This window comes from Micromonospora pallida (genome assembly GCF_900090325.1).
Taxonomy (GTDB): Bacteria; Actinomycetota; Actinomycetes; order Mycobacteriales; family Micromonosporaceae; genus Micromonospora; species Micromonospora pallida.
Window position 1 is genome coordinate 7,324,597 of record NZ_FMHW01000002.1, and the last position, 23,879, is coordinate 7,348,475.

Here is a 23,879-nt window from a genome sequence, read left to right on the forward strand (position 1 = left end):
CCGACCGCCGACGACGCTCGGCAGCACGTACGCGGACGCGCCGGTCCCCACCACGGGGCCGGCGCGTCCGCGTGCTCCGCCCTGGGCCCGCGTGTTCGCAGGGCCCGGCCCTGCGCCGGCCGCGTCCGCGTGTCCCGCCTCGCGGGCGACCTTCACCCGATCCGGGTGAGATTGCTCTGCTCCCCGGCGGGGACCCTGCTCGGGCGGCGGAGCGAGGCCCGCCGCCGGAGACCGGACGGCAACGACGGGGAGGGCGGATGGCGGACGCGATCACTCGGTTCTTCGAGGAACTGAATCGACGGGGATTCGAGCCGTTGCTGGAGACGACGTCCGGGACGGTCCGCTTCGACCTGCACGAAGGGGCGCGGACGACGCACTGGTTGCTCGACATCGACCGGGGGCGGGTGCGGGTCGACCAGGAGGACCGGGAGGCGGACACGGTCATCGGGATGAACCCGACGCTGTTCGAGCAACTCGTCACCGGACGGGAGGACGGGATCGCGTCGATGCTGCGCGGCGACCTGACCGTCTCCGGTGACCACGGGCTGATGGCGCGGATAGAGCGGCTCTTCCCCAGCGCGCCGGGCACCCGGGGGCCGCGGCGGGTCGACGTGAGGGAGGTGTCCTGATGGGACAGAGCAACATGGTCCGGATCCTCGACGGAAACACCTTCGTGGTCTGTGAGGACACCGGCGACATCGAGGCGACGCCGACCGAGCCGACCGGGCTCTTCCACAGCGACACGCGTTTTCTCTCCACCTGGGTCCTGACGGTCAACGGGGAACGGCTCAACGCGCTTTCCTACGACGACCTCCAGTACTACGAGGCCCGGTTCTTCCTGGTGCCGGGGACGGCCACCCACTACACCGACGCGAAGCTGTCGATCATCCGGGAGCGGGCGGTCGGTGGCAGCTTCCGCGAGGAGCTGACCGTCCTCAACCACGACGAGAAGCCGGTGGAACTGGAGATCCGGATCGAGGCGGCCTCGGACTTCGCCGACCTGTTCCAGGTCAAGGACGAGATCCTGAACAAGAAGGGCGAGCTCTACACCGACGTGCAGCCCGACCGGCTCCGGCTGGGCTACCGGCGCGGCAACTTCAACCGGGAGACGGTCGTCACGTCGTCCGAGGCCGCCCGGTTCGACGCGCGGGGCCTGGCGTACTCGGTGCGGCTGGAACCCAACGAGCAGTGGAACACCCAGATCGAGGTGCACACGCTCATCCCGGTCCCCGGCGGCCGGGAGCTGCGGCTCGGCGTACGGGCGCACACCACCGAACGGCTCGCGCTCGAGCACGACCTCCAGCAGTGGCTCGCCCAGGCACCGAAGGTGAACTGCGAGTGGGAAACGCTCGCCCGGACGTACCAGCGGAGCCTGGTCGACCTGGCAGCGCTGCGGTTCGTGCCGACCTCCGTGCCGGGGTCGCTCCCCGCCGCCGGCCTGCCCTGGTTCATGACCATGTTCGGCCGGGACAGCATCCTGACCTGCCTCCAGACACTGCCCTTCACCCCGGATATGTCCCGGACCACGCTGCGGGTGCTGGCCGCACTGCAGGGCAGCCGCTTCGACGACTTCCGGGACGAGGATCCCGGTCGGATCCTGCACGAGATGCGGTACGGCGAGACGGCCGCGTTCGAGGAACAACCCCACTCGCCCTACTACGGCTCGGTGGACGCCACCCCGCTGTTTTTGATCCTGCTCGACGAGTACGAGCAGTGGACCGGGGACGTCGCGCTGGTCAAGGAACTGGAGCGGGAGAGCCGGGCCGCGCTGCGCTGGATCGACGAGTACGCCGACCTGATGGGCAACGGCTACATCTGGTACGAACGCCGCAACACCGACACCGGCCTGGAGAACCAGTGCTGGAAGGACTCCTGGGACTCGATCTCGTACCGGGACGGCCGGCTGCCCCCCTTCCCTCGGGCGACGTGCGAGGTGCAGGGGTACGCGTACGACGCGAAGATACGGGCCGCCCGACTGGCCCGCCGGTTCTGGGACGACCCGGCGTACGCCGACCAGCTCGAACGTGAGGCCGCCGAGCTGAAGGAGCGGTTCAACCGCGAGTGGTGGGTCGAGGACGGCGAGTACTACGCGATCGGCATGGACCCCGACGGGCGGCAGGTGGACACGCTCAGCTCCAACATCGGACACCTGCTGTGGAGCGGGATCGTGACCGAGGAACGCGCGGCGAAGGTCGCCGAGCACCTCGTCGGACCCCGGCTCTTCTCCGGCTGGGGGGTGCGCACCCTCGCCGAGGGAGAGGCCCGGTACAACCCGATCGGCTACCACAACGGCACGATCTGGCCGTTCGAGAACTCGTTCATCGCCTGGGGTCTGCGCCGGTATGGCTTCGCCGAGGAGGCGGCCCTGATCGCCGACGGCATCATCGCGGCGTCCGGCTACTTCGACGGGCGGCTGCCGGAGGCGTTCGGCGGCTACCACCGCGACCTGACCAAGTTCCCGGTGGAGTACCCCACGGCCTGTTCCCCGCAGGCCTGGTCGACGGGAGCCCCGCTGCTGCTGATCCGGACCATGCTCGGCATCGAGCCGCACGAGGGGCACCTCGCGGTGGATCCCCGGCTGCCTGTCGGCATGGGCCGGATCGAGGTGCTGGACATCCCCGGTCGGTGGGGCCGGGTGGACGCCTTCGCCCGGGGCCGGCTACGGCTGGAGCACCACCCTGAGTGAGCCGGGACGTCCGGGCGTGACCGCCGGCCCGCAGGGGCGTGCGCCGGGCACGCTCGGACGTCCGCTCGGTCTTCGGGACACGGCCGGCAGGGTAATGTCACGACATGCCGGAACTCGTGTACCCGCCTGTGATCGCCGCCGCCAAGACGATGTTCCGGGTCCTCGACCTGCGTATCACCGTGGAGGGCGCGCACCACGTGCCGCGCGCCGGCGGGGCGGTTCTGGCCAGCAACCACGTCAGCTACCTCGACTTCATCTTCTGTGGTCTCGGCGCGCAGGAGTCGAAGCGGCTGGTCCGCTTCATGGCCAAGGAGTCGGTCTTCACGCACAAGGTCTCCGGTCCGCTGATGCGCGGCATGCGACACATCCCGGTGAACCGGGAGGCCGGCACCGGCTCGTACAACGAGGCCGTCGACGCGCTGCGGCGCGGCGAGGTGGTCGGCGTCTTCCCGGAGGCGACGATCAGCCGCTCGTTCACCGTGAAGAGCCTGAAGACCGGCACCGTCCGGATGGCCCAGGAGGCCGGGGTGCCCGTACTGCCGGTCGCGCTCTGGGGCGGCCAGCGGCTCTGGACCAAAGGCCGCCCGCGTACGCTCACCCGCCGGCACGTGCCGATCACCATCCTGATCGGTGAGCCGCTGGACCCGGCCGCCTACCAGTACGCGGGCAAGATGAACGCCGACCTGAAGACCCGACTCGCCGCCCTGGTCGACCGGGCCCAGCGGGAGTACCCGGAGCAGCCATCCGGCCCGGACGACACCTGGTGGCAGCCGGCCCACCTCGGCGGCACCGCGCCCACCCCCGAAGAGGCCGACATCCTGGACGGCAAGCCACCACGCCCCGCCCGAACCGCCTGACTGGGCTGAGGAAAGCCCCGCCGGCTGCGCGCCGTGCCCGCTGAGTAATCAGGAACGCGAGCGGACCCGGACACCCTCCCGATTGTGAAGCCGTTGGTCAGTGTCGGCGAACACCGTTAGGCGACGGCGTTCGCGGAGCGGCCCGAGGTCGAGGCCGGTGGTGGGCGGTCCCGCGTCGTCGAGGTACAGAGTGCGCAGCCGGGGCATCGTGGTCAGCGGCCCCAGATCGGTCAGACCGGCGCAGTTCTGCAGGTCGACCGTCTCCAGGGTGGGATGACCGGTCAGCGGGGCGAGATCGAGTGGACCAGGATAGGAGTCGAGGTCGAGGTGATCGAGCGGTAGGCCGTGTAACAGCGCCAGATCCAGGCCTGGCACGTCGAGCTGCATCAGGAGCAGAGTCTTCAGGCCCCGAAGGTTGGCGACGTGCTCCAGTACGCGGGGGTCCGTGCAACCGATGAGCCCGAGAAACTCCAACGCGGGAAGCTGCCGCAGGAATCCCACGTCGTCCAGCGGGCGCCGGCCCGAAGCGGCGCTGAGGACCATCGAACGCAGGCCCGGCAGGTTGGTTAGCTGCCGCCAGCTGTACGGCCGACACATGTCATACAGGCCCAGCGACGTGAGCCGAGGGAACCGGGCAAGCCAGGACAGGTCCGTTCTTCCGCTGGGCGGTGGCGGGAAAACGAGGCTGAGGTCTCGGAGTGAGGCGAGGGTGGTGGGAAGCGCCGCGGGATCCAGCGGCAGGCGGACGACCAGTTGTTCCAGGGCGGGATGAGCACGGAGGGCGCTGATCTCCCTGTCGATGGGTCCACGGATCCCCCGCTCCAAGATCAGGCCTTGGAGCGGCGGAAGGGAGCGGACGACCTCCGGCGAGGGCTGGACGTTGAACTGGACGTGGCGGAGGTGCCGGAGGTGATGGGTCATCGGCGCGGTCCACTCGTCAACGGTGATCCGTCCATTCAGTAGCGGGGAGTCGACGAGGACACGGCGGCCGTACTCGTCGGGCTCGAAGTAGTCGGCGGCCTGGATCAGGGCATCGACTACCGGGGTACGGGCGTCCGCGCCGTACCGGGTGAGCTTTTCCAACGCACGGGGGCCGCCGACGAAGGCGGCGGTGAAAACCACGGCCGCCGCCACCGACGGGGTGAGCTCGGTGAGGTCGTCGGCGAGGTAGTCGAGGACGCGATCCCCGGCCAGCGCGAGGGAACGTGCCTCCACCTTGCTACGGGGCGGCAGGAGCGCCACCAGGCTGGCGTCGATGCGGTCCTGGATCGTTGGGCTCAGCCCCGGGGCGGTCTCCACGCAGGCCGCCGCTAGCAGCCGTAGCCAGCGCTGCTTCCGGCCGGGCGCGACGTCGGCTCGGTCGAGGAGTCCGCCGATCAGCCGCTGCCGGTACTCGCTGTTGGCCAGGCCGGCGGTCATGATGACGGTTTCCCGCCAGATGTCCCGCCCGGCCATCTCCAGCAGCGCGTCGATGTAGTTCTCCTCGGCGATCTCCTTCGCCGCCAGGTATTCCTGGAACGTCCGGTGTACGAAGGAGAGCCGGTCCTCGGCGACGTCCTTGAGTACCCCGCTGCGGTCCAGCAGATGCTCGAACACGTCCGCTGGTTCGGCGGTGACCTTCGGCATGGTGGCCAGCTTCCGGGTCACGTGCTCCTGGGCCTGCCCGGTGTCCAGCTCCGACCGGTTGCTGATCGCCAGTCGCCAGGCCAGGTCCTGGAGCAGCGTCCGGGCGTGCTGCGCGCCCAGCCCCACCCGCCGGTACGCGGGCACGTTCCGGGCCGTGTCGCGCCGTTCCAACAGCATGTCCAGGGCGGCCTGGTAGAGGCTGATCCGGTCGTGCGGCAGGTCGTCGCCCCGGTCGAGGTTCAACGCGCAGAGCATCGCGCACATAAGCGGGTTGGTGGCCAGCCCCCGCAGGTGCCGGTTGGCTTCCAGCCGGGCCAACAGCCGACGTTCGTACCGGGGCAGCTCGTCGATCCGGCACGGCAGGTGGCGCGCGCCGCCGATGGCTTGGTGCCAACGGCCGACGAAGACCACGATGTCGGCGGGACTCATCTGTTCCAGCATCAGGGCGGCGAAGTCCTTGCCGGCCAGCCAGCGGGCCGAGGCCGCCGTGGGGCGGGAGGTCACCACGACAATTATCCCCGGATACCGGTGCAGGATCCGGCGCAGCCACTCCCGGACGGCGGCTCGCTGGCTGCGCACCAGTTCGTCGACCCCGTCGACGAGGAGCAGGGCCCGGCCCTCGGCGAAGATCCGCTCGACCCAGCCGGCCGGTGCCTCGGTGGCGAACTGGGCCATGTCGTCGCCGAGCTGCGGGCCGACCAGGGGCAGCGGCCGGTCGGCGTACGCGCGCAGCTTGACGAGGAAGGGCACCCGCCCGTTCCAGTCCTGAAGCTCGCCGGTGAACCCATGGCGGGCGGCGTTGATCGCCAGCCAGCGCAGCAGAGTGCTCTTGCCGGAGCCCGCCTCGCCCCGGAGCAGGACGCGACGGTGCTGGCCGAGCGCTCCCTCCACCCGCAGGCCGGTCTGGCCGTCACCGACCAGGCCCTTACCGGACCTGGCGTTGACCAGCCGGCCGAAGGCGCCCTGGACGGGTGGCCGGACCGCGGAGGCCCGGCGACCCGCGCCGCCGCTGGAGTCGGTGACGCTGAGACTGAGGTACGCGATGCTGAGCGTCGTCTCCGGGGTGAAGTTGTGCACGTCCACCCCGAAGAGTTCGAGCTGGTCATGGTGCTTGGAGACGAACTGCAGGTACCGCTGCTCGAAGGAGTCGTCGTCGCCCGCGTCCGTGCGCGGGGGAGCGGGCAGCCGGGCGAGCACCTCGGCCAGGTCGGCGGAGAGCCGGGAGAACCGGGCGAGGATCTCCTGGCTGGCCCGGTTGGTGAACTCCGGCAGGTGCCGGACCAGCTCGACGTGGCAGCGTACGCAGTCGGCCAGCACCCGTTCGCCGAGCCGGGTGGCCGCCTCGCTCAGCCCGGCCCGTTCGGCGGCGGCGGTGTAGGCGGGTTGGAGTGCCCGGGTGAGCCGGACCGGGTCGGCGTCGGCGGCGAAGAGCTGTTCGTCGGACGACACCCCCGCCGTGACCACCCGACTGACCGTGTCGAGGGTGGCCGTGACCTCGTGCTCGGGCAGGTTGCCGTACTCGGTCTCGAAGGTCTGCTCGATGCGTTCGGTGACCTCCGTGACCAGGCTCTGCATCTGGGTCTCGGCCTTGCGGCGCACGATCCGGTCCCGGAACGTCGTGGCGACCAGCTCCGACAGGTCGAGGCTGCGGGCGTCCCTGGCCTGTCGGTGCCCCAGCCACTGCCCGACGGCGCGGGTCACCACCGCCTTCGCCAACCCGGTCGCGGCGGTTTCGATCAGCGGCATTCGACGCTCCCCATCCGTGGACCGATCCACCCGGAGGCCATCCGGCACAGAGTTGAGGAGCCTAGGTGATGGCCAGGGCGCAGTCCATGATGGACGGCGTCAGCAGGCCGAGCCGGGACGGTCGGTGAGGGACCGGCGGGGCACGCGGCGGAGCCGGGCCGAGGCGGGGTAGTAGTCGTCGCGGCTGAGGAACTCCAGCGGCAGCGACGCGGGCAGGGTGACTGACGCGCCACGTACCGCCGCCCCGGTGCCCGCCCGGCGGAGCAGCACGTCCCGCTCGGCGACCGACAACTCCACGACCTCGGGGTTGGCCAGCCGGAACGCGGCCACCGAGCGGCGGACCAGCCGGGTCAGCGTGGCGATCTCCCGGGTCGGTCCACTGAGGGCGAGCGCGGGCTGCGCGATGGTCCGCAGCGAGTCGCAGACGACCAGCAGGTCGGCCGAACCGTCCGGGGCGGTCGGCCGCAGGTCCAGCCGGGACGGCCACTGCCAGCGGATCTGCCCACTGGCCGGGCGGGCCGCCCGGGGGCGAGACCGGTGCCGGGGGCCGGTATCGACCGGGGCCAGGGCCAGGTCACCGCAGACGTACACGATCCGCCGGTCGGTGACGGTCACCGTGGCGGTCGGGGCGAGCAGCCACTGCCGACGGTCGACGGTCGGGCCGAGCAGGTGGCCCGCGAGGGTCAGCCGGTGCCGCGCGAGCATCCGCTCGCCCGGCTCGGGGACCGGCTCGTGGTGCCGGCCGAGCACGGGTCGGTCGGCGGTCCCGGCCGCGTCGAACCGGTGCGGAGCGATGAAGAACGGGGATCCGTCGTCGGATGTCACCACGGCCTCCCGGCGTACGGCGTGCGGGCGGTCTGCCGTCGAGCGTTCCCGCCCGACGGGCCGCTGTCATGACAGCCGTTAGGGGGTCGGCCGGTCCGACGACGCGTACGACTGGTAGACGCCGATCTCCTCCGGACGGATCAGGCCGTCCTCGATCGCCCGGGCGAGCAGCGCCGCCTTGGTGGCGGCCGGACGCCCGGCCCGGGTGTACTTGATCCGTGCCCGGTCGACGTACTGCTTCACGGTGTGCTCGCTGATCCGCATCCGGCGGGCCACCGACGCCTTCGACATCGACTGGAACCAGAGCAGCAGCGCCTCCCGTTCCTTGTCGGACAGGGCCGGCCGGTCCGGGCGGGCGTCACCGACCATCGCCCCGGCCAGCGTGGGCGGGACGTACGCCCGGTCGCTCGCCGCCGCCAGCACCGTGGCCACGCAGTGTTCCCGCCCCTCGTGCTTGGCGAGGAACGCCACCGCCCCCGCGTCCAGCACGGCGAGCATCGTCTCCGGCTCGGTGTGTTCGGAGTAGACCACCACCCGCCGGCCCGCCGCGCTGAGCCCGGCCACGGAGTCCACCGCCATCCGGCCGTGCAGGCGCAGGTCCAGCAGGACCACGTCGGCGTCCGGGGCGTCCCGCAGCACCACGTCCGGATCGTCCCCGGTGGCCACCACCGTCAGTCGCGGCTCGACGGCGAGCCACGACCGGATGCCCTCGACCACCACCGGGTGGTCGTCCACGATTGCCACGCGTACCGGACCGCTCACCGCGCCCGCCACCGTGTCCGCGTCCATCCGACCTCCCCGTCGCGTTCGTACTCGTATTCGACCGTGTCGTCGGCCCGCCGGAACGGGCTGCCTTCCAGGATGCCCCGTTCCGGCGCGATCAGACTGATCTCCACGGCGTCCGGTCCTGCCACGACGGTGAGCCGGGCCTGGTCCCGCGCGTCGGCCAGGCCGGCGGCGAGCGGGTCCACCAGGCGTCGGCGTACCTGCACCGGCAACGGTGGCGGGGACCCCACGACGACCAGGTCCACCACGACGCCCCGCCGTTCGGCCAGGTCCGCGCTGGCCCGCAACTCGTGCAGCAGCGGGTCGGGCACGTCGTCGGACTCGGCGATCAGCCGGCGCAGCCGGGCCGCAGCGAGGGCGCAGCGTCGCTGCACCGCCGGATCCCCGGGGTCGGCCCGGCCGGCTGCGAGGTCGGTGAGGATCTCCCCGGCCGTGGCGTCGACCAGGGCCAGCCGGTCCCGCCGGTCCCGCTGGGCCTGGGCGGCGGCCAGTCGCTGGGCGGTCACGGCAGCGTTGACCGACGCGGCGTGGGCCCGTTCGGCGGCGAGGGCGGTGAGGGTCGCGGCGCCGACGGCGAGCGCCAACGGCAGCACCGTCACGCCATAGACGTACATCGCGTAGCGGCTCAGGTCGGCGGCGTCCGCGCCCTGGGCGAGCACCGCGACCAGCGCGATCACCGCCCCGGCGGTGACGGTGGCGACCAGCTCCCGCAGCGGCCGTCCCCAGAGGAACAGCACCGCGAACCAGCCGACCGTTCCCCAACCCCAGTTCGCCGAGGAGAACAGGAACTCCGCGCCGCTGGCCGGGAAGACCACCGCGTCGACCACCAGCAGCCCGACCACCAGCGGCCACCCCGGCAGCGGCTCGTCGCGCAGCAGCCGTCCCGCCGCGACCGCCCCGACCAGCGCCACCGCCAGCCACCCGCCGCCGACCACCCACGGCCACCGCAGGTCCGGCCAGTCCAGCAGTACGGCCGGCAGGCTGACCAGCAGGTGCCAGCCGTACGCGATCACCACCGCCGCGATCCGGGCGCCCCGGTCGGAGGCGCTGGCCACCGCCCCGGCCACCCCCGGCGACAGGCCGTCCGGGGCGATCGGGTCGGTGGCCGGTGGCATGCCGTCCCAGGCGGCCGGGTCGGCGGGCGGTGGCATGCCGTGCCAGGCGGGCGGCGGGGTGGCAGCGGTCGGCGGGTCAGTCCGCATCCGGCCACTCCAGCCGGATCCGGGTGCCCCGCCCGGGAGCCGTGTCGACCAGAGCCCGTCCGCCCACCGCCGCCATCCGGCCCCGGATCGACTCGCGTAGCCCGTACCGGTGGGCCGGGACCCGCGCCGGGGCGAAGCCCGGCCCGTCGTCGGCCACCTCGACCACGACGGTGTCGGTGACCCGGTCCAGGCTCACCCGCACCGCCGCGCCCGGCGCGTGCCGCAGCACGTTGGCCAGGGCGGCGGCGGTGCCCTCCACGAACGCGACGGCCACCTCCATCGGCACCGGGTGTCCGGCGGGGAGGTCCACGGCGACCGGCAGGTCCGGAAAACGGGCGACCGCTCGGCGCAGCCACTCGTCCAGGGCCGCCCGGGTCGCGTCGCCGCCAGCGGGCGGGGAGTCCGACTTGTGCTCCGTCGGAGTCCCGGTGGCGGCGAGGGTACGCAGGTCCGCCGCGGCCCGTTCGCGCAGCAGCGGGGAACCGGAGCGGACCGCACCCAGCCCCACCATGGTCAGCGTGGAGAGCACCGTGTCGTGCAGGTCCCGGTTCTGCCGCCGTTCGACCTCCCGGGCGGTCCGGGCGATCAGGGCCTCCCGCAGCACGCGCTGCCGTTCGGCGAAGGCCGCGTCCGCCCGGCGGCTGCTGCCGCGCAGCACCGTGGTGAGGGCGGTGGTCGAGGCGGTCTGCACCAGCAGGGTGACCGCGTGCGCGACGGCCTCGGTGTCGTTGCCGGCCAGGTGGGCGCCGGTCGCGTACGCGGCGGTGACCAGCAGCCCGGCGGGCACCGCCCAGCGGGGACGCAGGGCGAGTTGGGCGACGATCACCGAGGTGCTGGCCAGGATCGCCACCCAGCTCACCTCGCCGGGCAGCACCTCCGTGGCGACCAGGTGCGGGAGGAGCAGGCACGCGGCCACGGTCAACATCACGTCCACCCCGATCAGCCCGGGGGTGAGCCCGGACCGGCGACCGGACTGGGCGAACCAGACCGACCAGCCGGTGAGCACGACGACCGCGACGACCAGCAGCACCGGCTCGACCGGCTCGGTACGGACCGCCAGGGCGGCGCCGGCACCGGCGAGGCCACAGGTCAGTCGGACCATGATCGGCAGGGTGGTGAAGACCCGGTTCAACGCGTCGCCGGCCGGGCTGACAGTGGGCGGGTGACCGGTCGGTGTGCCCATGGTGATGACGTCGGATCAGTCGGTGCGGCCGGCGACCCGGGCGGCGTGCTGCGCGACCGTCGCGCCGAAGATCCCGTCCAGGTGGCCGCACTCCCGGCAGCGCAGATCCCGCCCGAGGTGACCGTGGCAGTGCCCGCAGCGTCCCACGTCGTCCGGATCGTGCCAGGCGTCCAACGCCGAGGCCAGTGCCGCCGCCTGACGGTCGGTCAGCTCGAACCGTTCCCGTAGCCGCCCGGTGCGCAGCTCCACTGTGGCCGTCGGGGAACCCGCCGGGTCGTCGTACGGGGCGGTCCGGGCGAGGAACCGTTCCATGGCCTCGATCGGGTCGGCGTGCCGGCTCATCCAAGGATGCTAGCGGCTCCGGGTCGGAAAGGACCCGGACGCGATCCTGGTGGCGGCCCGTCCGGCGCGGACGGTGTCCGGACGAGCGGCCATCAGGGGGAGGCGTTGTCCGAGGCCGGCCGCCCACAGGAGGCGGCATCGGGGTGGCGGTGGGTCAGCGGACCGGGTCGTGGGTGCCCCGGGGAACGCCCGGCCGGCAGCGCCGGACCCGCTCGGCGGCCATCCGGCCGCCCAGCGCGAGGCCGTACCGCTCGACGGCGGTGAGGCCGTACGCGCTGCACGTGGGCGTGAACCGGCACTGGCCGGGCCAGCGGTGCGACAGCCACCGGCGGTAGCCGAGGATCGCTGCCCGGCCCGCCCGGTCGACCGTCGGGACGCGGACCGCCGAGGCCGTCGCCGCGCCGAGCGTCAGCAGGAACGAGAAGAGGCCGAAGTTGCAGCCGCCCGGGCCGTCGCAGCCGTCGCAGCCGTCGCACCCGCCACAGCCGTCGCACCCGCCGACGTAGCTGCTCTTCCGTTTGCGGTTGTGGTCGTGGCCCTTGCTCTTGAACATGCGGATCATGATGGGGCACGCCCGCCACCGGCCGTGCGGCTGTCCCGGCGATCAGTCGAGGCGGCCGAGGAACTCCAGGGTGCGGGTCAGGAGCAGGGCCGCCGCCTGCTCGTCGTAGTCCTTGCTGCTGCGGTCGGCGAAGAGGTGCCCGGAGCCGGGGTAGAGGAACAGCTCGGCGGTGTCGATCTCCTGGACGAGTTGCTGCATGACCGGGACGTCCGCCCAGTCGTCGTCGGCCATCGCGTGGAACTGGACGGGCGTACCAGTGGGCCAGGGGCTGTCGAAAGTCGCGGTCGGCGCGGCCCCCTCCATGATCAGCGCGCCGCGTGCGCCGGGGCGGGTCTGGGTGAGCGACTGGGCGGACATCGCGCCCAGCGAGAAGCCGGCGTACACCAGGTCGGCCGACAGCCCCTCGGCGGCGGCGGTGCCCCGGCGCGCGATCTCGTCGAAACCGATGGACCGGGCGTGCGCCACGCCCTCGTCGACCGAACCGAAGGTCGTGCCGTCGTACAGGTCGGGGGTGTGCACGGTGTGTCCGGCGGCCCGCCACCGGTCGGCGAACTCCATGAAGCCGGGGGTCTGCCCCAGCGCGTGGTGGAACAGCAGGATCTCGGTCATCGGGCCACCATAGGCCCGGGGTGCGACGCCCACCGGCATCGGTCACCCGGGATGCGGAACGCGTTCACCTGCTAGCCCGGTGGATTTGATCGAAGATCACCTTCTGGTCGGCGAAACTTTCTGGCATCATCCAGCGAAAGATCGACAATTTTGATCGTGGAGGTTCTCGATGCGTCTTCGTTTGGCGGGTGCCCTCAGTGCTGGCCTGATGCTGGCTGCCACCGTCCTGGTCCCGGCGTCCCCGGCCTCGGCCGCGCCCTCGTTCCGGACGCCGTTCCCGTGCAACCAGACGTGGTCGGGGTCGACCCGCACCACACACAGCCCGGCGTACGCGATCGACTTCAACCGGACCGACGACCACGGCGACCCGGTCAAGGCCAGCGCCCCGGGCACGGTCGACGTGGTCGCCAACCTCGGTGACACCAGCTACGGCCGGTACGTGCGGATCAACCACGGGGGTGGGTACACCACCTACTACGCCCACCTCAGCGGGTTCAACGTCTCGGTCGGCCAGTCCGTCGGCTACAACACCACCATCGGCTACGTGGGTAACAGCGGCGGCTCCAGCGGCTCGCACCTGCACTACGAGCAGCGGCTCAACGGCAACGACATCCAGGTCCGGTTCAGCGGCAACCTGGCCCTCTACTGGGGGACCAAGAACTACACCCGTACCGCCGGCTGCTGATCCACCCGGTTCGAGCCAGGGGTCCCGCAGCCGGTGCTGCGGGACCCCGGCATGTGCGGACTCAGATTCCCGGGACGCGGTGGGCGGTGTACTCGGAGCTGTTCAGGTAGGTCGTGGCATTGCTGATCACCACACCCGTCCAGGTGCCGTCCGGGTTCTGCCACTTGGGCGTGGCCTCCAGGACCGACGGCACCCCGTCGCCGTCCCCGTCACCGAGGTAGACCGCGACGTGGCCGTTCTTGGCGAGGAGGTCGCCGACCTGGATCTGCGACTTGGCGACCTGGGGGATGCCCGACTTCATGGCGCTGGAACTGGTCCAGGGAAAGTACACCCCCGCGTGCTGGAACATCTTGTAGATCAGGCCGGAGCAGTCGAAGCCCTTGACCCCGGCGGGCTGCTTGTAGACCCGGCTCTGACCGCAGGTCCTACCGTCGTGGTAGAGCGTGCTGGTGGGCACGGTCCCATACCGGTACGTCCCGGCCGCACAGCCCACGTAGATCGAGTCGAGCTGGGCCAGGCCGTAGCTGAGCGCCTGCCGGACCTTGACCGACGGCGACTCCTTCACCTTGCAGTGGTTCATGTAGTACGGGATGCCGTGGGCGGGGATGCCCACCACCTGGACGCCGTCGAGGTACACCAGGTAGTCGTCGTTCGGGACGATGGCCACGTGGGCGATCGCGCCGATCTTCCACTCCCCGGGCGCGGCGGTGTAGGTCTGGTCGGACTGGATGCCGACGCCGGGGCGGTTGACCACGACCCGGGCGGTGTGCCAGCCACCGGTGTTGTTGAGCAGGTTGTTGTCCACCTGGTAGACCCCGCCGTAGCCGGTGACCTTGTTCCAGCAGGCCCCGACGTGGGGGTCGGTGCGATAGAAGGTGAAGTCCGCGTGGGCGGCCGAGGCGGCCACGGTGCTGCCCAGGACCACCGCCACCGTCACGGCACCGATGCGACGCAGTATCGACATGCGCTCCACCTCTCGTCGCGACGCGGATCCTATAGATCGGCGTCCATTTATCTGGGCGTGATCTTACGCATGGAACGTCATGCGTCAATAGGTCCGGGGTGTGGTTGCGCCGGCGTCGGTCACCCGGGGTGGGAGGTGTTCGCCTGGAGTCTCGGTGGAGTCGATCGATGATCGCCTTTCGGGCTGCCGGACTTTCTGGCATCATCCCAGCGGAAGATCGACGACTGTGATTGTGGAGGTTTTTCGATGCGTACCCGTCTGGCGAGTTTCCTCGGCGCTGTCGCTCTGGCGACCGCCGCCTTCCTGGTCCCGGCGTCGCCCGCCGCCGCCGCGCCGACGTTCAAGGTGCCGTTCCCGTGCGGCCAGACGTGGCTCGGCGAGACCCGTACCAACCACAGCCCGGCGTACGCGATCGACTTCAACCGGGCCAACGACCACGGTGACGCGGTCAAGGCCAGCGCCCCGGGCACGGTCGACATCGTCGCCGACCTCGATAACGCCAGCTACGGCCGGTACGTGCGGATCAACCACGGGGGCGGGTACACCACCTATTACGCCCACCTCAGCGGGTTCAACGTCTCGGTCGGCCAGAGCGTCGGTTACAACACCACCATCGGCTACGTGGGTAACAGCGGCAACTCCGACGGCTCGCACCTGCACTACGAGCAGCGGCTGAACGGCGGCGACATCCAGGTGCGGTTCAACGGCAACCTGGCCCACTACTGGGGGACCGTGAACTACACGCGTACCGTCTGCTGATCCAGACGGCTGGAGCCGGGGGTCCCGTGGTCACCGACCGCGGGACCCCTCGCGATTGCGGACTCAGAAATATCGAAAGAAGGTGCGCCGCTATCCGCGTTGCGGAAGGCCGCGCACGAACGCGGACCACGAGCCGGTGGCGAAGGCGAGCGCGGGGCCGTGCGGGTCCTTACTGTCCCGTACGGCGACGACGCCGGGCAGGTTGTCGGCGACCTCGACGCAGTCGCCGCCGCTTCCGCCGCTGCGGGTGCTCTTGCGCCAGACGGCGCCGGCAAGCTCAGTCATGATGCTCCTCGATGATCTTGTTGATCAATCTCTTTGATTCTGCCTCATCCGAGGCGAGCGTTTCGAGGTCCGACCAGACGTGTTCGTACGCCGCGACCTCCGCCGGCTTGTCCAGGTACAGCGCGCCGGTGATGTTCTCGACGTAGACCGTGGTCGGCTCGGTGGCGGCCCGCCCGAAGGGGCGCGGGAAGTCGAGCAGGACGAAGGTGCCGCTCTCGCTGGCCAGCGGCGGGCCGGCGGCGAACGGGAGTACCCGCAGGGAGACGTTCGGCAGCGCGGCCACTTCGAGCAGGTGCCGCAACTGCCCGGCCATCGCCGACCGGTCGGGGATGGTGCGCCGCAGCACGGCCTCGCTGAGCACGACCTTCAGGACCGGGGCGCTGGGCAGCCGGCGGACGAGGATGTGCTGCCGCTGCAACCGCACCGCGACCAGTTTCTCCAGATCCTCCGCTCCCAGGGCCGGATTCTTCCGGTGGAACAGTTCGGTGGCGTACTCACGGGTCTGGAACAATCCCGGAATCAACTCGGAGTCGTATCGGCGTAGCAGGGATGCGGACGATTCCAGGCTGACGTAGAGCGAGAACCACGACGGCACCACGTCGCCGTACGAATGCCACCAGCCCTTCGCGCGGGTCTCCTTCGCCAGGCCGACGACAATGGCGCTCATCTCGTCGGGTACGGCGTACCGGTCGCACATCGCCCGCGCGTCCACGACCCGTACCGGAACGAGCCCCTTCTCGATACGCCAGACCTTCTGCCGGGAACAGTCCAGCGTCTCGGCCACCGCGTCGAGGGTCACGCCGGCATCCTCGCGCAGCTCAGTGAGGAGGCGGCCGAGCTGCCGTCGGGGGACGGTGGAACCGCTTGTTTCATCCGTCATGCAACATCACCGCACTCCTCATGCAACCGTGGACGTTTCTTTCCGCGCGCATTTCGCTTGCATTCATCGCGGATTGTTTCGGAGTGAGAGTAGGAGTGGGGTGGATCGTTGCGCAAGGTGTGCGGGGTGTCGCATTCTGTCGACATCGCGCGGTTGTCGGCGGCCCTGGCGAGATGGCGTCGACAACAGTCCGCCGTAACCTGCACCGGAATGACACGCGGGCGGGGCGGCGCCATTTCCCGGAAGGAGGACGCCCGATGCGTGTGTCGTACGACCACTACCTGTCCGCCACCGCGCTGACCCTGGCGCGTCGGCACCGTCCGGTCTGGAACCACCTCCTCCGGCGGCTGACCTGCCGCTGTGGCGCGGACCTGCCCTGCCAGGTCCGCCACCGTCTCCCGATCAGTCGTCGCCGCTGGCCCGGGGAGGAAGAATGACCTGGCGGCTCAAGGCCGGTGACCTGGTGGAGGTCACCCGGGAGGCGAGTGTCCAGTTCGTCAACCCGATGCTGTTCCGGGTGATCCGGGTGCTCGACTGGGTCACCTTCGACGGGTGGATGTGGCTCGACGGCTACCAGCTCGACAAGAAGGGCGACGCGGTCGCCCGGCGCTCGATCTTCGTACAGCCGGCTGGCCTGCGGGTGCAGCGGTCGATCCCGGCTCCCACGCCCCGCCGGTCGACCCGGCGGGCCGTGGCCCCGGCGCAGAAGCCTGCGGCCCCGACACGTTAGGCCGTGGCCTCGCCATCTGCCTGGCGTCTTCGGCCGTGGCCCGAGTTCCGGGCCCTGGAGTATCCAGCCCGGCGCGGACAGCCCTGGTTTCGGCGTGGTCAGTTCCGGCGCGGGCGTTGGGCCCTCGGCTGTGCGGGCGGTGCTACCTTCACGACGGTCGCCACCCCCTGAATAGTGGGAGCCATCGTGGAGAAGAGGCACGCCGGCACGTTGGCCGTCATCGCGCTGATGGCGTGCCTCGCCGTCGTCGGTGCGGTCGGTGGCACATACCTCGCCAACCGCGCCAATTCCCAGTCGGACGACCCGAGTGTGGACCCGACCCCGTCGAGGTCGGTGACCATCGATCCCGCGTCGTCGGAGACCGCTGACCCCGACTCGTCGGAGTCACCGGAGCCGTCCGAGTCGGCCGGGGAGGCGGAACCCCGGACGTACCAGATCGACCGGGAGGTCTACGACGCGCTGTCGTTGAGCGTCACGCTGGTCAGCGCCGAGGTCACCAGCGGCGGCAAGCTGCGGCTGAACGTCCGGTACCGCAACGACTCGCTGATCGACTGGCCGTTGGCCTGCCCGACCGCCGAGGTCGACCGGACCTCCTCACAGGTCACCCTGTCCGACGGCCGGACCGTACGTCCCGAGAACAGTTGGTGCGCCACCACGCGGCCCGGAAAGTCCTTCACCCTCGCGTCCGGCGCCGAGGCGACGACCTGGGCGCTCTACCCGGCGGTGCCGGCAGCCGGGTCGTCCTTCGACGTGACCTGGTACGACTTCCCCGTCATCGAGGACGTCCGCCTGCGCTGACGCGTTCGGTGGCGACGGCAGTCGTGGCAGGATGCCAGGATGGCTCAGGGCAGCAGGATTCCGTACGGCAAGCTCGTGCGTGACCGCATACCCGAGATCATCCGGGCCGGCGGTGAGATACCGGAGATCCGGGTTCTCGGGCCGGACGACTTCGTCCCGGCGCTCATCGCGAAGCTGCACGAGGAAGCCGAGGAACTCGGGTCTGCCGGAGCGGCCGAGGTGCTCGGAGAACTCGCCGACCTTCACGAGGTTCTGGCTGCGCTGACGGCCGCGCTCGGCTTCACCGCTGCCGAGGTCGAGGCGGCTGCGGCCCGCAAACGAGCCGAACGCGGAGGCTTCACCGAGCGCCTCTGGCTGGAGAGCACGACTCGCCCGCACCACGGTTAGCGCCACCTTCCGGCCGTACGCGAAGCTCCGAAACCCGTTTGCCGCGTCGGGCCGTCTCGCTGAGGATGAGCCGAATGGGCGCGATGAAGATGCACGCCGATGAGATCGAGACCGACGTCGACCTGGTGCGTCGCCTGTTGGCAGAGCAGTTCCCGGACTGGTCCGGGCTACCGATTCGTCCGGTGGAGTCGTACGGGACCGATCACGACATCTACCGGCTCGGTGAGCGACTGGTCGCTCGGCTGCCCCGGATCGGCTGGGCCACCAAGCAGGCCGCGCGGGAGGCGGAGTGGCTCCCGAAGCTGGCACCGCACCTACCGCTCGCGCTGCCCGTACCCGTGGCGATGGGACGTCCTGCGCACGGCTACCCCTTCGACTGGTCCGTCTGCGAATGGCTGCCGGGCGAGAACGCGAACGGCACGATCCACGACCTGGCCCAGGCCGCCGTCGACCTCGCCGGGTTCGTGGCCGCGCTCCGTCGTATCGACACCAGCGAGGCATTTCCGCGCCCGCCGGGCAACCGGGGCGGCGCGCTGGCCGAGTTCGACGAAGGCGTACGAGGGTCGATCGCGCAGCTCGGCGACCGGATCGACCGCGACGCCACGCTCCGTTGCTGGCAGGAATCGCTCGACGCGCCCGTGTGGGACGGCCCGGAGGTCTGGGTGCACGGCGACCTGCTGCCGGGCAACCTCCTCGTCGTCGACGGTCGGCTGTCGGCGGTCATCGACTTCGGTGGCCTGAACGTCGGTGATCCCGCCTGCGACCTGCAACCGGCCTGGAACGTGTTCACGGGCACCAGCCGGGAACGGTTCCGTGCCGAACTCGGCGTCGACGACGCGTCCTGGCTTCGGGGCCGGGGCTGGGCTCTGATGCAGGCGGTGGCGGCGCTGCCCTACTACTGGGACACCAACCCGGGCATGATCCGGCAGGCGTCCCACGCGCTCGCGCAGGTTCTCGACGACCTCCGCTGACCGCTCGGGCCGCCTGACCGAGTCGATCAACGACGGACGGGCCGGTCGGTCGGGCAGTCGGGCGGGCGAGGATGCAGGGGGGTCAGAGGGACGAGAAGAACTCGGCCCGGTCTCGTCGCGCCTGCGGATGGACCGCCGTCATCCCGTGGTCGCAGGGATACTCCAGCCATCGGCGCGGCGGGGCAGCGGCCTCGTACAGCCGCCGGGCCTCCGCGCGGGGGATGACCGGATCTTTCGAGCCGTGCTGGAACAGGAGTCGCCGTCGACCCGCCACGGCCACGAAGTGCGCGGGGTCGAATCGGTGCAGGTAGGTGAGGTAGGGACCGGTCTTCTCCGACTCGGTGAGGTCGGATTCGGCCACGCGGACGAGGGTGCCGGCTCCTCCGGAGACGAGCACCAGGCCGGTCAACCGGGGCTCGACGGCCGACAGCCACGCCCCCTGGAAAGCGCCCGAACTGTGCCCGAAGAAACCGAGGCGAGCGGGGTCGGCCCCGGCCCACTCGACCAGGACGTCGAGTCCGCGTCGCTGGGTCCGGATGTTGGCCCGGGTCGCGTCGGTGGAGGCCGTGATGTCGCCGTGCCGGGGAAAGAAAGAGGCGGTGAGCAGTACGGTGAAGCCCAACTCGGCGAGCGCGATCGCTTCCGGGACGAAGTAGTGCCGCCCGTCTGCCGAACCCCCGTGCGAAATGACGATCCCCGGGCCACGTACGCCAGGACGGGAAACGAGAGAGGCGACGGCCCGACGCCCGGTCGAGTCGTCGTAGGAAATGTCCACCGCGGACAAGTCGTCGGCCTGGGTGGTGGACCCGACCTGCACGTCGAGGGGGACGTCCGCGTCGTAGTCGAACAACCGCATGGTTTCGCGGACGTCGACGTCGCCCGCGAACAACCCGGGTTCAGAACTGTCGGACCACCGCTCCGAAGTGCTCATCGAGTCGACACCCTCCTCGCGCCCGGCCACCCGACGCTAGTGCCCGCGATCGATGGCCTCAACGCAGATTCCGAGACCGGCGTGGGAGGGGGCACGCCGAGTCCGCGCATCGGCCAGCGGGTGCGCCGTCGTGCCGATCGGGTGTGCACATCAGGTCGACGGAAACTCGGTATCCTCCGCGCGTGGGAGCAGACGAGGGCACACCGCACGTGTTTCCGAACCGCTTCGCGGATGCGGCCGGACCCAGTGGGGGCGGACCTGCCCGCGACCACTGCCGGTGCGTTGGGGATTGGGAGGAGGTTCCGCCTGCCGTCTACTTCCACGGGGAGCGGCACGACACCGAGGCGGCGGGCTGGCAGCACCTGCTTGCGCTGATCGATGAGGCGGTTGCGGACGGACGGACGGTGTTCAAGCCGTTCGTGGAGCTGAGCTCCTCCGAAAGGCAGCAGATCGTCACGCTACCGCCGACGATCGCGAAGCTGACCGCCGTCAAACGTCTGGTGCTCTACGGCACGAATCTGGTTCGCATCCCACCCGAGATCGGGGCCATGACGAGCCTCGAATTCTTCGATCCCTACACGTCCTACCGGCTGCACTGGTACCCGTACGAGCTGACCAGGTGCGCGAAGTTGGTCGACAGCAGGGTGAGTACGCGGGCCCTCTACGGCAATTTCAAGTTCCGGCCGCCGTTTCCGACGCTGCGGCCGGTGACCAAGGCAGGCGAGGCGGATTTCGGTGCGCTCGACCCGGCGGTATGAGCCTGTCGGACAGCTTTCGATCTTGAGTTGTCAAGAGTTGTTGCTGTGGTTTGTCCATGATGGTCGATCATGTCGTGCCGTGGCATACAACTTCATCTCCTGCTCGGACGGCTCGTTCTTGCCCCGGCAGGACCTGCGCGGGTGGCTGCCGCCGCAGCATCTTTGCTGGCAGGTCCTGAAGGTCGTCGGTGAGCTCGACCTGTCGGAGTTCCTGCGGAGCTACCGCGCCGATGGCCAGGGCGCGGCGGCGTATCCACCGCAGGTGCTGCTGGCCTTGGTGTTGTACTGCTACTGCAAGGGCGTGCGCTCGTCGCGCAGGATCGAGGCGGCGTGCCTCGACGATGTGGGCTGCCGGATCATCACCGGCAACCAGCACATCGACCATGCCACCGTCGCGCGTTTTCTGCGCCGTCATCGTGACGGTATGAAGGCGCTGTTCGTGCAGGTCCTGGCGCTTTGCGCCCAGCGTGGGCTGGTGGACCTGGCCGCGGTGGCGGTGGACGGTTCACCGATGCAGGCCGCCGCCGCCCGCTCCACCAACCGCAGCCTCCACGCGCTGGAGACCATGATCGCCGATGGCGAAGCCGAGGTTGACCAGTTGATGGGTGACATGGACGCCCCAGCAGCCGCCGAAGACAGCACCTGGCACACCGCCGCCGGCAGCTGCCTGCGGCGGCTGTCTCGACTCGGCGACCGCCTGGCGCGAGCCCGAATGGCCCGGGACAAGCTGCATGAACGCGTGCTGCCCTCGGCCGGCGAGATCCGGATCAAGGTCGAGGCCGCCGAGCGGATGGTGGCCAGGGCCGTCCAGCGCCTCGCCGACGTCACCGCCGCCCAGCAGCAGCGGCTGGCCGACTACGCCCGCCGGAGCCTGCAGGACCAGGCCGCGGGACGGCGGCGCGCCACCGGGCGCCCACCAGTTGCGATCGAGGCCAAGACCAAGGTCGTCCGGCAGCAGGCCCGGCTGGCCAGGGCGCAGGCCGGGCTGCACCATGCGCTCAACCCTCGGCCAATCCCGTCTGCGGCTGCCAGGGCATCACTCACCGATCCGGCGTCGCGGCTCATGCTCGGCAAGCACGGCGGCTACGTGCAGGGCTACAACGTGCAGATCGCCTGCTCCCGCAACCAGATCCTCCTCGCGATCGAGCTGCACGACAATCCGTCCGACACCACTGCCCTGGTTCCGGTCATCAGACGCGCTCAGCACAACTGCGCGACCGCAGGCCTCACCGCCGATGTCGAGGCGTGGCTGGCCGACAGCGGATACGCCAGCACCGCGAACTTCACCGCCCTGGCAGACCTTCCGCTGCTCGTGTCGCTCACCAAGGAGTACGACCAGACCAGGGCCACCACGCCACGCAGCCAGGACGTCCCCGCCGGCCACCGCGACATGGCAGCCCGACTGGCATCCACCGAAGGCAAGCAGCTCTACGCCCGCCGCGGCGCCCTCGTCGAACCCGGCTTCGCCCAACTCTTCCAACGGTTCGGACGCCGCCTGCACCACCGCGGCACCAGCGACGTCGACGCCGAGATCAAACTGCTCGGCATCGTGCACAACCTGAACAAGATCTTTCGTCACGACGCCAGACCGAAGGCCGCTTGACAACTCAAGATCGAAAGCTGTGCGACAGGCTCGTATGGGGTACCGATGCGGTGCGAAACTGTAGCGTCTGCGACGGGCCGGTCCAGAACGAGCTTCGTCAGGTCTGGATTTCCGGCCTGGTCGGCACCGACGTGCTGCCGTTTCTGGTGAACGCGTGTTCTGCGGCATGTGTGGCGGCGCTACCCGAGCCGTACCCGGGGTATGTCCAGACCCCGCACACCGGTGGCCCAGACATCGTGCAACCGGCCCCCCGGAGGGCCACGTCCGCGCTGGTGCTGTAAGAGACGGCGACCGCAGGCGCGAGGCTGGCTGGTGACGTCACATCACAACAGGATGTAGCAGTACTCGACGCACCTGGGACCTCCTTCGTCTATCCACTTGCAGCACCGGCGGCCACCGGCAGCTCGCGGAGCGTCCAAATCGTAGAACTCCGTGATCATCCGGCCGTCTTCGATTCGTGTCACTCCGTACTGCCGACCGTAGTCGACTTGCAGATTTTCTTTCTCGGTGAGGGCGCTGATGGCGTACTTGCCCCTCGCTTCGGGATGCTTCGCGAATAGCGCGGTCAGGTCGTCGAAGAACTCCTTGTCCACCGTCGGCCCGTACGTCCTCTCTTCCTGTACCTGTTGCTTTTTCTGCACCTTTTTCCCCTTCCGCTGTCTGGGCGCGCAGTTCGCCTACCGTCAGCTTACGAGGGATGTGGCTGGCGCGTACGCAAAGCCAGAATCCGGTCGTGCTTCGACATCGCAGAGTGGAGCGTGTGGCGTTCTTTACGGGCAGGCCGCATGCGTTGGGGATATTTGCAGGGCGGAATTGATTGTGGGTGGCCCGGGTTGGTGGGTTTTGCCCGCCGGTGGGGCATGTGAAGGAGAAAGCGGTTATCCTCGCGCGGTTCTGTCATGGCGGTCGGTTTTCGGTGGCGTCCCGTCTTCCCGAGTAGTTGCAAGGGGAGTCCGGCGGGATGTGCGTACGTTGAGGCGTGTGCGGCGAGATGCAGCGAAACTGCTGCTCAAGGCGCGGTGCGAGGATGGCGTCGGAATCAGGGACTGCCGGTTCCATCTTCTGGTCGGCGGGAGCTCACGTTGACATGGATCAAACTATGTGATAGATGTGTCTCTGTTAAAAATTGAAATCTATCTTGCGGAGCCCGAATGAAGCTGGCAAGCCTGATGTTGGCGATTTCGCTGGTAGGAGCGACTGTGGGAGCGCCTGCGGCGGGGGCCGCAGTTTCGCCCAGCGAATCGCAGGTGGGAGTGAGTGCGATTTGCGAGTTCATCGTTGTGACTGACGGTGCGCCGGTCCGCAAGTCGCCATACACGACTGCGACCATCTTGAAGCGCAAAAATCTCGGCGACCGGGTTACCGGGAACTGTGACTGGACTCGTGACTCAGATGGCAACTACTGGGATTCGGTTTATTGTTCGTGTGCGGCGAGCGGCATCGCCTGGATGAGGTCCAAGAACCTGAGGCCTGACCTCTGACGAGTGGGTGTGCGCGGGGCTGCCGAATCGCGGTAGCTCCAAGCGCCTTTCAGTTCAGTGGGGCGTGCGCGTGAACTCGCGACGCGGCAAACCGTGGCGCGCTCGTTCGCGCCTGGCCGTACGCGAATCGTGCTACTGAACGAAGTCCAGCGCGCCTGGCAGGATTCGAACCTGCGGCCTTGGGATTAGAAGTCCCCTGCTCTATCCGCTGAGCTACAGGCGC

General features: G+C 70.0%; 25 protein-coding genes and 1 tRNA gene. 12 read left to right on the forward strand and 14 right to left on the reverse strand.

What is annotated here, in order from left to right; all coding sequences use genetic code 11:
* Positions 1–257: 257 nt before the first annotated feature.
* The 3 genes from GA0074692_RS31515 to GA0074692_RS31525 all read left to right on the forward strand — a co-directional run bounded on the left by GA0074692_RS31515 (position 258) and on the right by GA0074692_RS31525 (position 3,543).
* Entirely contained in the window at positions 258–629 is a 372-nt protein-coding gene (locus GA0074692_RS31515; protein WP_091651486.1) for an SCP2 sterol-binding domain-containing protein, read from the forward strand.
* A complete protein-coding gene (locus GA0074692_RS31520; protein ID WP_091651489.1) occupies positions 629–2,686 on the forward strand; it encodes an amylo-alpha-1,6-glucosidase in 2,058 nt (685 codons plus the stop codon). The genes GA0074692_RS31515 and GA0074692_RS31520 overlap by 1 nt, the downstream gene beginning before the upstream one ends.
* Before the next feature lie 104 nt (positions 2,687–2,790).
* Complete coding sequence (locus GA0074692_RS31525) at positions 2,791–3,543, forward strand: lysophospholipid acyltransferase family protein (RefSeq protein WP_091651492.1); 753 nt, start codon at positions 2,791–2,793, stop codon at positions 3,541–3,543.
* 48 nt (positions 3,544–3,591) lie between these two features.
* Here the strand turns inward: GA0074692_RS31525 and GA0074692_RS31530 are convergent, their stop codons facing one another.
* The 8 genes from GA0074692_RS31530 to GA0074692_RS31565 form a co-directional block, all read right to left on the reverse strand.
* Positions 3,592–6,915 (reverse strand): NACHT N-terminal Helical domain 1-containing protein, encoded by a 3,324-nt coding sequence (locus tag GA0074692_RS31530; RefSeq protein ID WP_091651498.1) that lies wholly within the window; start codon positions 6,913–6,915, stop codon positions 3,592–3,594.
* A 99-nt stretch (positions 6,916–7,014) separates the two neighbouring features.
* Positions 7,015–7,740 (reverse strand): hypothetical protein, encoded by a 726-nt coding sequence (locus tag GA0074692_RS31535; protein ID WP_245730540.1) that lies wholly within the window; start codon positions 7,738–7,740, stop codon positions 7,015–7,017.
* Between the two features lie 78 nt (positions 7,741–7,818).
* The gene (locus GA0074692_RS31540; RefSeq protein ID WP_091651502.1) at positions 7,819–8,529 is read right to left on the reverse strand and encodes a response regulator; all 711 of its coding nucleotides are present in this window, start codon (positions 8,527–8,529) and stop codon (positions 7,819–7,821) included.
* Positions 8,499–9,677, reverse strand: coding sequence for a hypothetical protein (locus GA0074692_RS31545; protein ID WP_425413411.1), 1,179 nt, complete (start codon positions 9,675–9,677; stop codon positions 8,499–8,501). The genes GA0074692_RS31540 and GA0074692_RS31545 overlap by 31 nt, the downstream gene beginning before the upstream one ends.
* Before the next feature lie 40 nt (positions 9,678–9,717).
* Positions 9,718–10,911, reverse strand: a complete 1,194-nt coding sequence (locus tag GA0074692_RS31550; RefSeq protein WP_091651506.1) for a sensor histidine kinase — start codon at positions 10,909–10,911, stop codon at positions 9,718–9,720.
* A gap of 15 nt (positions 10,912–10,926) precedes the next feature.
* Positions 10,927–11,253 carry a hypothetical protein gene (locus tag GA0074692_RS31555; RefSeq protein WP_091651508.1) on the reverse strand — a complete coding sequence of 109 codons (327 nt, stop codon included), beginning with the start codon at positions 11,251–11,253 and terminating at the stop codon, positions 10,927–10,929.
* A 154-nt stretch (positions 11,254–11,407) separates the two neighbouring features.
* Positions 11,408–11,806: a membrane protein insertion efficiency factor YidD gene (gene yidD, locus GA0074692_RS36295; RefSeq protein ID WP_176738635.1), complete on the reverse strand. Its 399-nt coding sequence runs from the start codon at positions 11,804–11,806 to the stop codon at positions 11,408–11,410.
* Between the two features lie 51 nt (positions 11,807–11,857).
* Positions 11,858–12,424 (reverse strand): dienelactone hydrolase family protein, encoded by a 567-nt coding sequence (locus GA0074692_RS31565; RefSeq protein WP_091651511.1) that lies wholly within the window; start codon positions 12,422–12,424, stop codon positions 11,858–11,860.
* 169 nt (positions 12,425–12,593) lie between these two features.
* Between GA0074692_RS31565 and GA0074692_RS31570 the strand changes: the two genes are divergently transcribed.
* A complete protein-coding gene (locus GA0074692_RS31570; RefSeq protein WP_091651513.1) occupies positions 12,594–13,109 on the forward strand; it encodes a M23 family metallopeptidase in 516 nt (171 codons plus the stop codon).
* Between the two features lie 61 nt (positions 13,110–13,170).
* On the opposite strand, the gene GA0074692_RS31575 is transcribed toward GA0074692_RS31570, so the two are convergent.
* Positions 13,171–14,073 (reverse strand): NlpC/P60 family protein, encoded by a 903-nt coding sequence (locus GA0074692_RS31575; protein ID WP_091651515.1) that lies wholly within the window; start codon positions 14,071–14,073, stop codon positions 13,171–13,173.
* A gap of 246 nt (positions 14,074–14,319) precedes the next feature.
* On the opposite strand from GA0074692_RS31575, the gene GA0074692_RS31580 reads away from it, so the two are divergent.
* Positions 14,320–14,832, forward strand: a complete 513-nt coding sequence (locus GA0074692_RS31580) for a M23 family metallopeptidase (RefSeq protein WP_091651519.1) — start codon at positions 14,320–14,322, stop codon at positions 14,830–14,832.
* 90 nt (positions 14,833–14,922) lie between these two features.
* On the opposite strand, the gene GA0074692_RS31585 is transcribed toward GA0074692_RS31580, so the two are convergent.
* Positions 14,923–15,117, reverse strand: coding sequence for a DUF397 domain-containing protein (locus GA0074692_RS31585; RefSeq protein WP_091651522.1), 195 nt, complete (start codon positions 15,115–15,117; stop codon positions 14,923–14,925).
* Entirely contained in the window at positions 15,110–15,997 is an 888-nt protein-coding gene (locus GA0074692_RS31590) for a helix-turn-helix domain-containing protein (RefSeq protein ID WP_091651527.1), read from the reverse strand. Before GA0074692_RS31590 ends, GA0074692_RS31585 begins: the two co-directional genes overlap by 8 nt.
* Positions 15,998–16,254: 257 nt before the next feature.
* Here GA0074692_RS31590 and GA0074692_RS31595 point away from each other — a divergent pair, with 257 nt between their 5' ends.
* The 5 genes from GA0074692_RS31595 to GA0074692_RS31615 all read left to right on the forward strand — a co-directional run bounded on the left by GA0074692_RS31595 (position 16,255) and on the right by GA0074692_RS31615 (position 18,883).
* Positions 16,255–16,434, forward strand: coding sequence for a hypothetical protein (locus GA0074692_RS31595; RefSeq protein ID WP_091651533.1), 180 nt, complete (start codon positions 16,255–16,257; stop codon positions 16,432–16,434).
* Positions 16,431–16,727 (forward strand): hypothetical protein, encoded by a 297-nt coding sequence (locus tag GA0074692_RS31600; protein WP_091651536.1) that lies wholly within the window; start codon positions 16,431–16,433, stop codon positions 16,725–16,727. The genes GA0074692_RS31595 and GA0074692_RS31600 overlap by 4 nt, the downstream gene beginning before the upstream one ends.
* 186 nt (positions 16,728–16,913) lie before the next feature.
* The gene (locus GA0074692_RS31605) at positions 16,914–17,525 is read left to right on the forward strand and encodes a hypothetical protein (RefSeq protein ID WP_141725456.1); all 612 of its coding nucleotides are present in this window, start codon (positions 16,914–16,916) and stop codon (positions 17,523–17,525) included.
* Positions 17,526–17,564: 39 nt separating this feature from the next.
* Positions 17,565–17,912, forward strand: coding sequence for a nucleoside triphosphate pyrophosphohydrolase (locus GA0074692_RS31610; RefSeq protein WP_091651542.1), 348 nt, complete (start codon positions 17,565–17,567; stop codon positions 17,910–17,912).
* 74 nt (positions 17,913–17,986) lie between these two features.
* Complete coding sequence (locus tag GA0074692_RS31615; protein WP_091651545.1) at positions 17,987–18,883, forward strand: aminoglycoside phosphotransferase family protein; 897 nt, start codon at positions 17,987–17,989, stop codon at positions 18,881–18,883.
* 82 nt (positions 18,884–18,965) lie between these two features.
* On the opposite strand, the gene GA0074692_RS31620 is transcribed toward GA0074692_RS31615, so the two are convergent.
* On the reverse strand, positions 18,966–19,814 hold the full coding sequence (locus tag GA0074692_RS31620) for an alpha/beta hydrolase family protein (protein ID WP_141725457.1): 849 nt from the start codon (positions 19,812–19,814) through the stop codon (positions 18,966–18,968).
* Between the two features lie 182 nt (positions 19,815–19,996).
* On the opposite strand from GA0074692_RS31620, the gene GA0074692_RS31625 reads away from it, so the two are divergent.
* Positions 19,997–20,572 (forward strand): hypothetical protein, encoded by a 576-nt coding sequence (locus GA0074692_RS31625; protein ID WP_218106726.1) that lies wholly within the window; start codon positions 19,997–19,999, stop codon positions 20,570–20,572.
* 79 nt (positions 20,573–20,651) lie between these two features.
* Positions 20,652–22,175: a transposase gene (locus GA0074692_RS31630; protein ID WP_141725125.1), complete on the forward strand. Its 1,524-nt coding sequence runs from the start codon at positions 20,652–20,654 to the stop codon at positions 22,173–22,175.
* 323 nt (positions 22,176–22,498) lie between these two features.
* Here the strand turns inward: GA0074692_RS31630 and GA0074692_RS31640 are convergent, their stop codons facing one another.
* Positions 22,499–22,816 (reverse strand): hypothetical protein, encoded by a 318-nt coding sequence (locus tag GA0074692_RS31640; protein WP_091651557.1) that lies wholly within the window; start codon positions 22,814–22,816, stop codon positions 22,499–22,501.
* 990 nt (positions 22,817–23,806) lie between these two features.
* Positions 23,807–23,879, reverse strand: a tRNA-Arg gene (locus GA0074692_RS31645).

Excerpts from the sequence above, each read along its gene's own strand:
- GA0074692_RS31590 (WP_091651527.1), bottom strand. The coding sequence starts at position 15,997 with ATGACGGATGAAACAAGCGGTTCCACCGTCCCCCGACGGCAGCTCGGC.
- GA0074692_RS31545 (WP_425413411.1), bottom strand. The coding sequence starts at position 9,677 with ATGCCACCGCCCGCCGACCCGGCCGCCTGGGACGGCATGCCACCGGCC.
- GA0074692_RS31575 (WP_091651515.1), bottom strand. The coding sequence starts at position 14,073 with ATGTCGATACTGCGTCGCATCGGTGCCGTGACGGTGGCGGTGGTCCTG.
- GA0074692_RS31610 (WP_091651542.1), top strand. The coding sequence starts at position 17,565 with ATGGCTCAGGGCAGCAGGATTCCGTACGGCAAGCTCGTGCGTGACCGC.
- GA0074692_RS31620 (WP_141725457.1), bottom strand. The coding sequence starts at position 19,814 with ATGAGCACTTCGGAGCGGTGGTCCGACAGTTCTGAACCCGGGTTGTTC.
- GA0074692_RS31595 (WP_091651533.1), top strand. The coding sequence starts at position 16,255 with ATGCGTGTGTCGTACGACCACTACCTGTCCGCCACCGCGCTGACCCTG.
- GA0074692_RS31600 (WP_091651536.1), top strand. The coding sequence starts at position 16,431 with ATGACCTGGCGGCTCAAGGCCGGTGACCTGGTGGAGGTCACCCGGGAG.
- yidD (WP_176738635.1), bottom strand. The coding sequence starts at position 11,806 with ATGTTCAAGAGCAAGGGCCACGACCACAACCGCAAACGGAAGAGCAGC.
- GA0074692_RS31615 (WP_091651545.1), top strand. The coding sequence starts at position 17,987 with ATGGGCGCGATGAAGATGCACGCCGATGAGATCGAGACCGACGTCGAC.
- GA0074692_RS31585 (WP_091651522.1), bottom strand. The coding sequence starts at position 15,117 with ATGACTGAGCTTGCCGGCGCCGTCTGGCGCAAGAGCACCCGCAGCGGC.
- GA0074692_RS31515 (WP_091651486.1), top strand. The coding sequence starts at position 258 with ATGGCGGACGCGATCACTCGGTTCTTCGAGGAACTGAATCGACGGGGA.
- GA0074692_RS31530 (WP_091651498.1), bottom strand. The coding sequence starts at position 6,915 with ATGCCGCTGATCGAAACCGCCGCGACCGGGTTGGCGAAGGCGGTGGTG.
- GA0074692_RS31525 (WP_091651492.1), top strand. The coding sequence starts at position 2,791 with ATGCCGGAACTCGTGTACCCGCCTGTGATCGCCGCCGCCAAGACGATG.
- GA0074692_RS31565 (WP_091651511.1), bottom strand. The coding sequence starts at position 12,424 with ATGACCGAGATCCTGCTGTTCCACCACGCGCTGGGGCAGACCCCCGGC.
- GA0074692_RS31580 (WP_091651519.1), top strand. The coding sequence starts at position 14,320 with ATGCGTACCCGTCTGGCGAGTTTCCTCGGCGCTGTCGCTCTGGCGACC.
- GA0074692_RS31520 (WP_091651489.1), top strand. The coding sequence starts at position 629 with ATGGGACAGAGCAACATGGTCCGGATCCTCGACGGAAACACCTTCGTG.
- GA0074692_RS31550 (WP_091651506.1), bottom strand. The coding sequence starts at position 10,911 with ATGGGCACACCGACCGGTCACCCGCCCACTGTCAGCCCGGCCGGCGAC.
- GA0074692_RS31555 (WP_091651508.1), bottom strand. The coding sequence starts at position 11,253 with ATGAGCCGGCACGCCGACCCGATCGAGGCCATGGAACGGTTCCTCGCC.
- GA0074692_RS31570 (WP_091651513.1), top strand. The coding sequence starts at position 12,594 with ATGCGTCTTCGTTTGGCGGGTGCCCTCAGTGCTGGCCTGATGCTGGCT.
- GA0074692_RS31540 (WP_091651502.1), bottom strand. The coding sequence starts at position 8,529 with ATGGACGCGGACACGGTGGCGGGCGCGGTGAGCGGTCCGGTACGCGTG.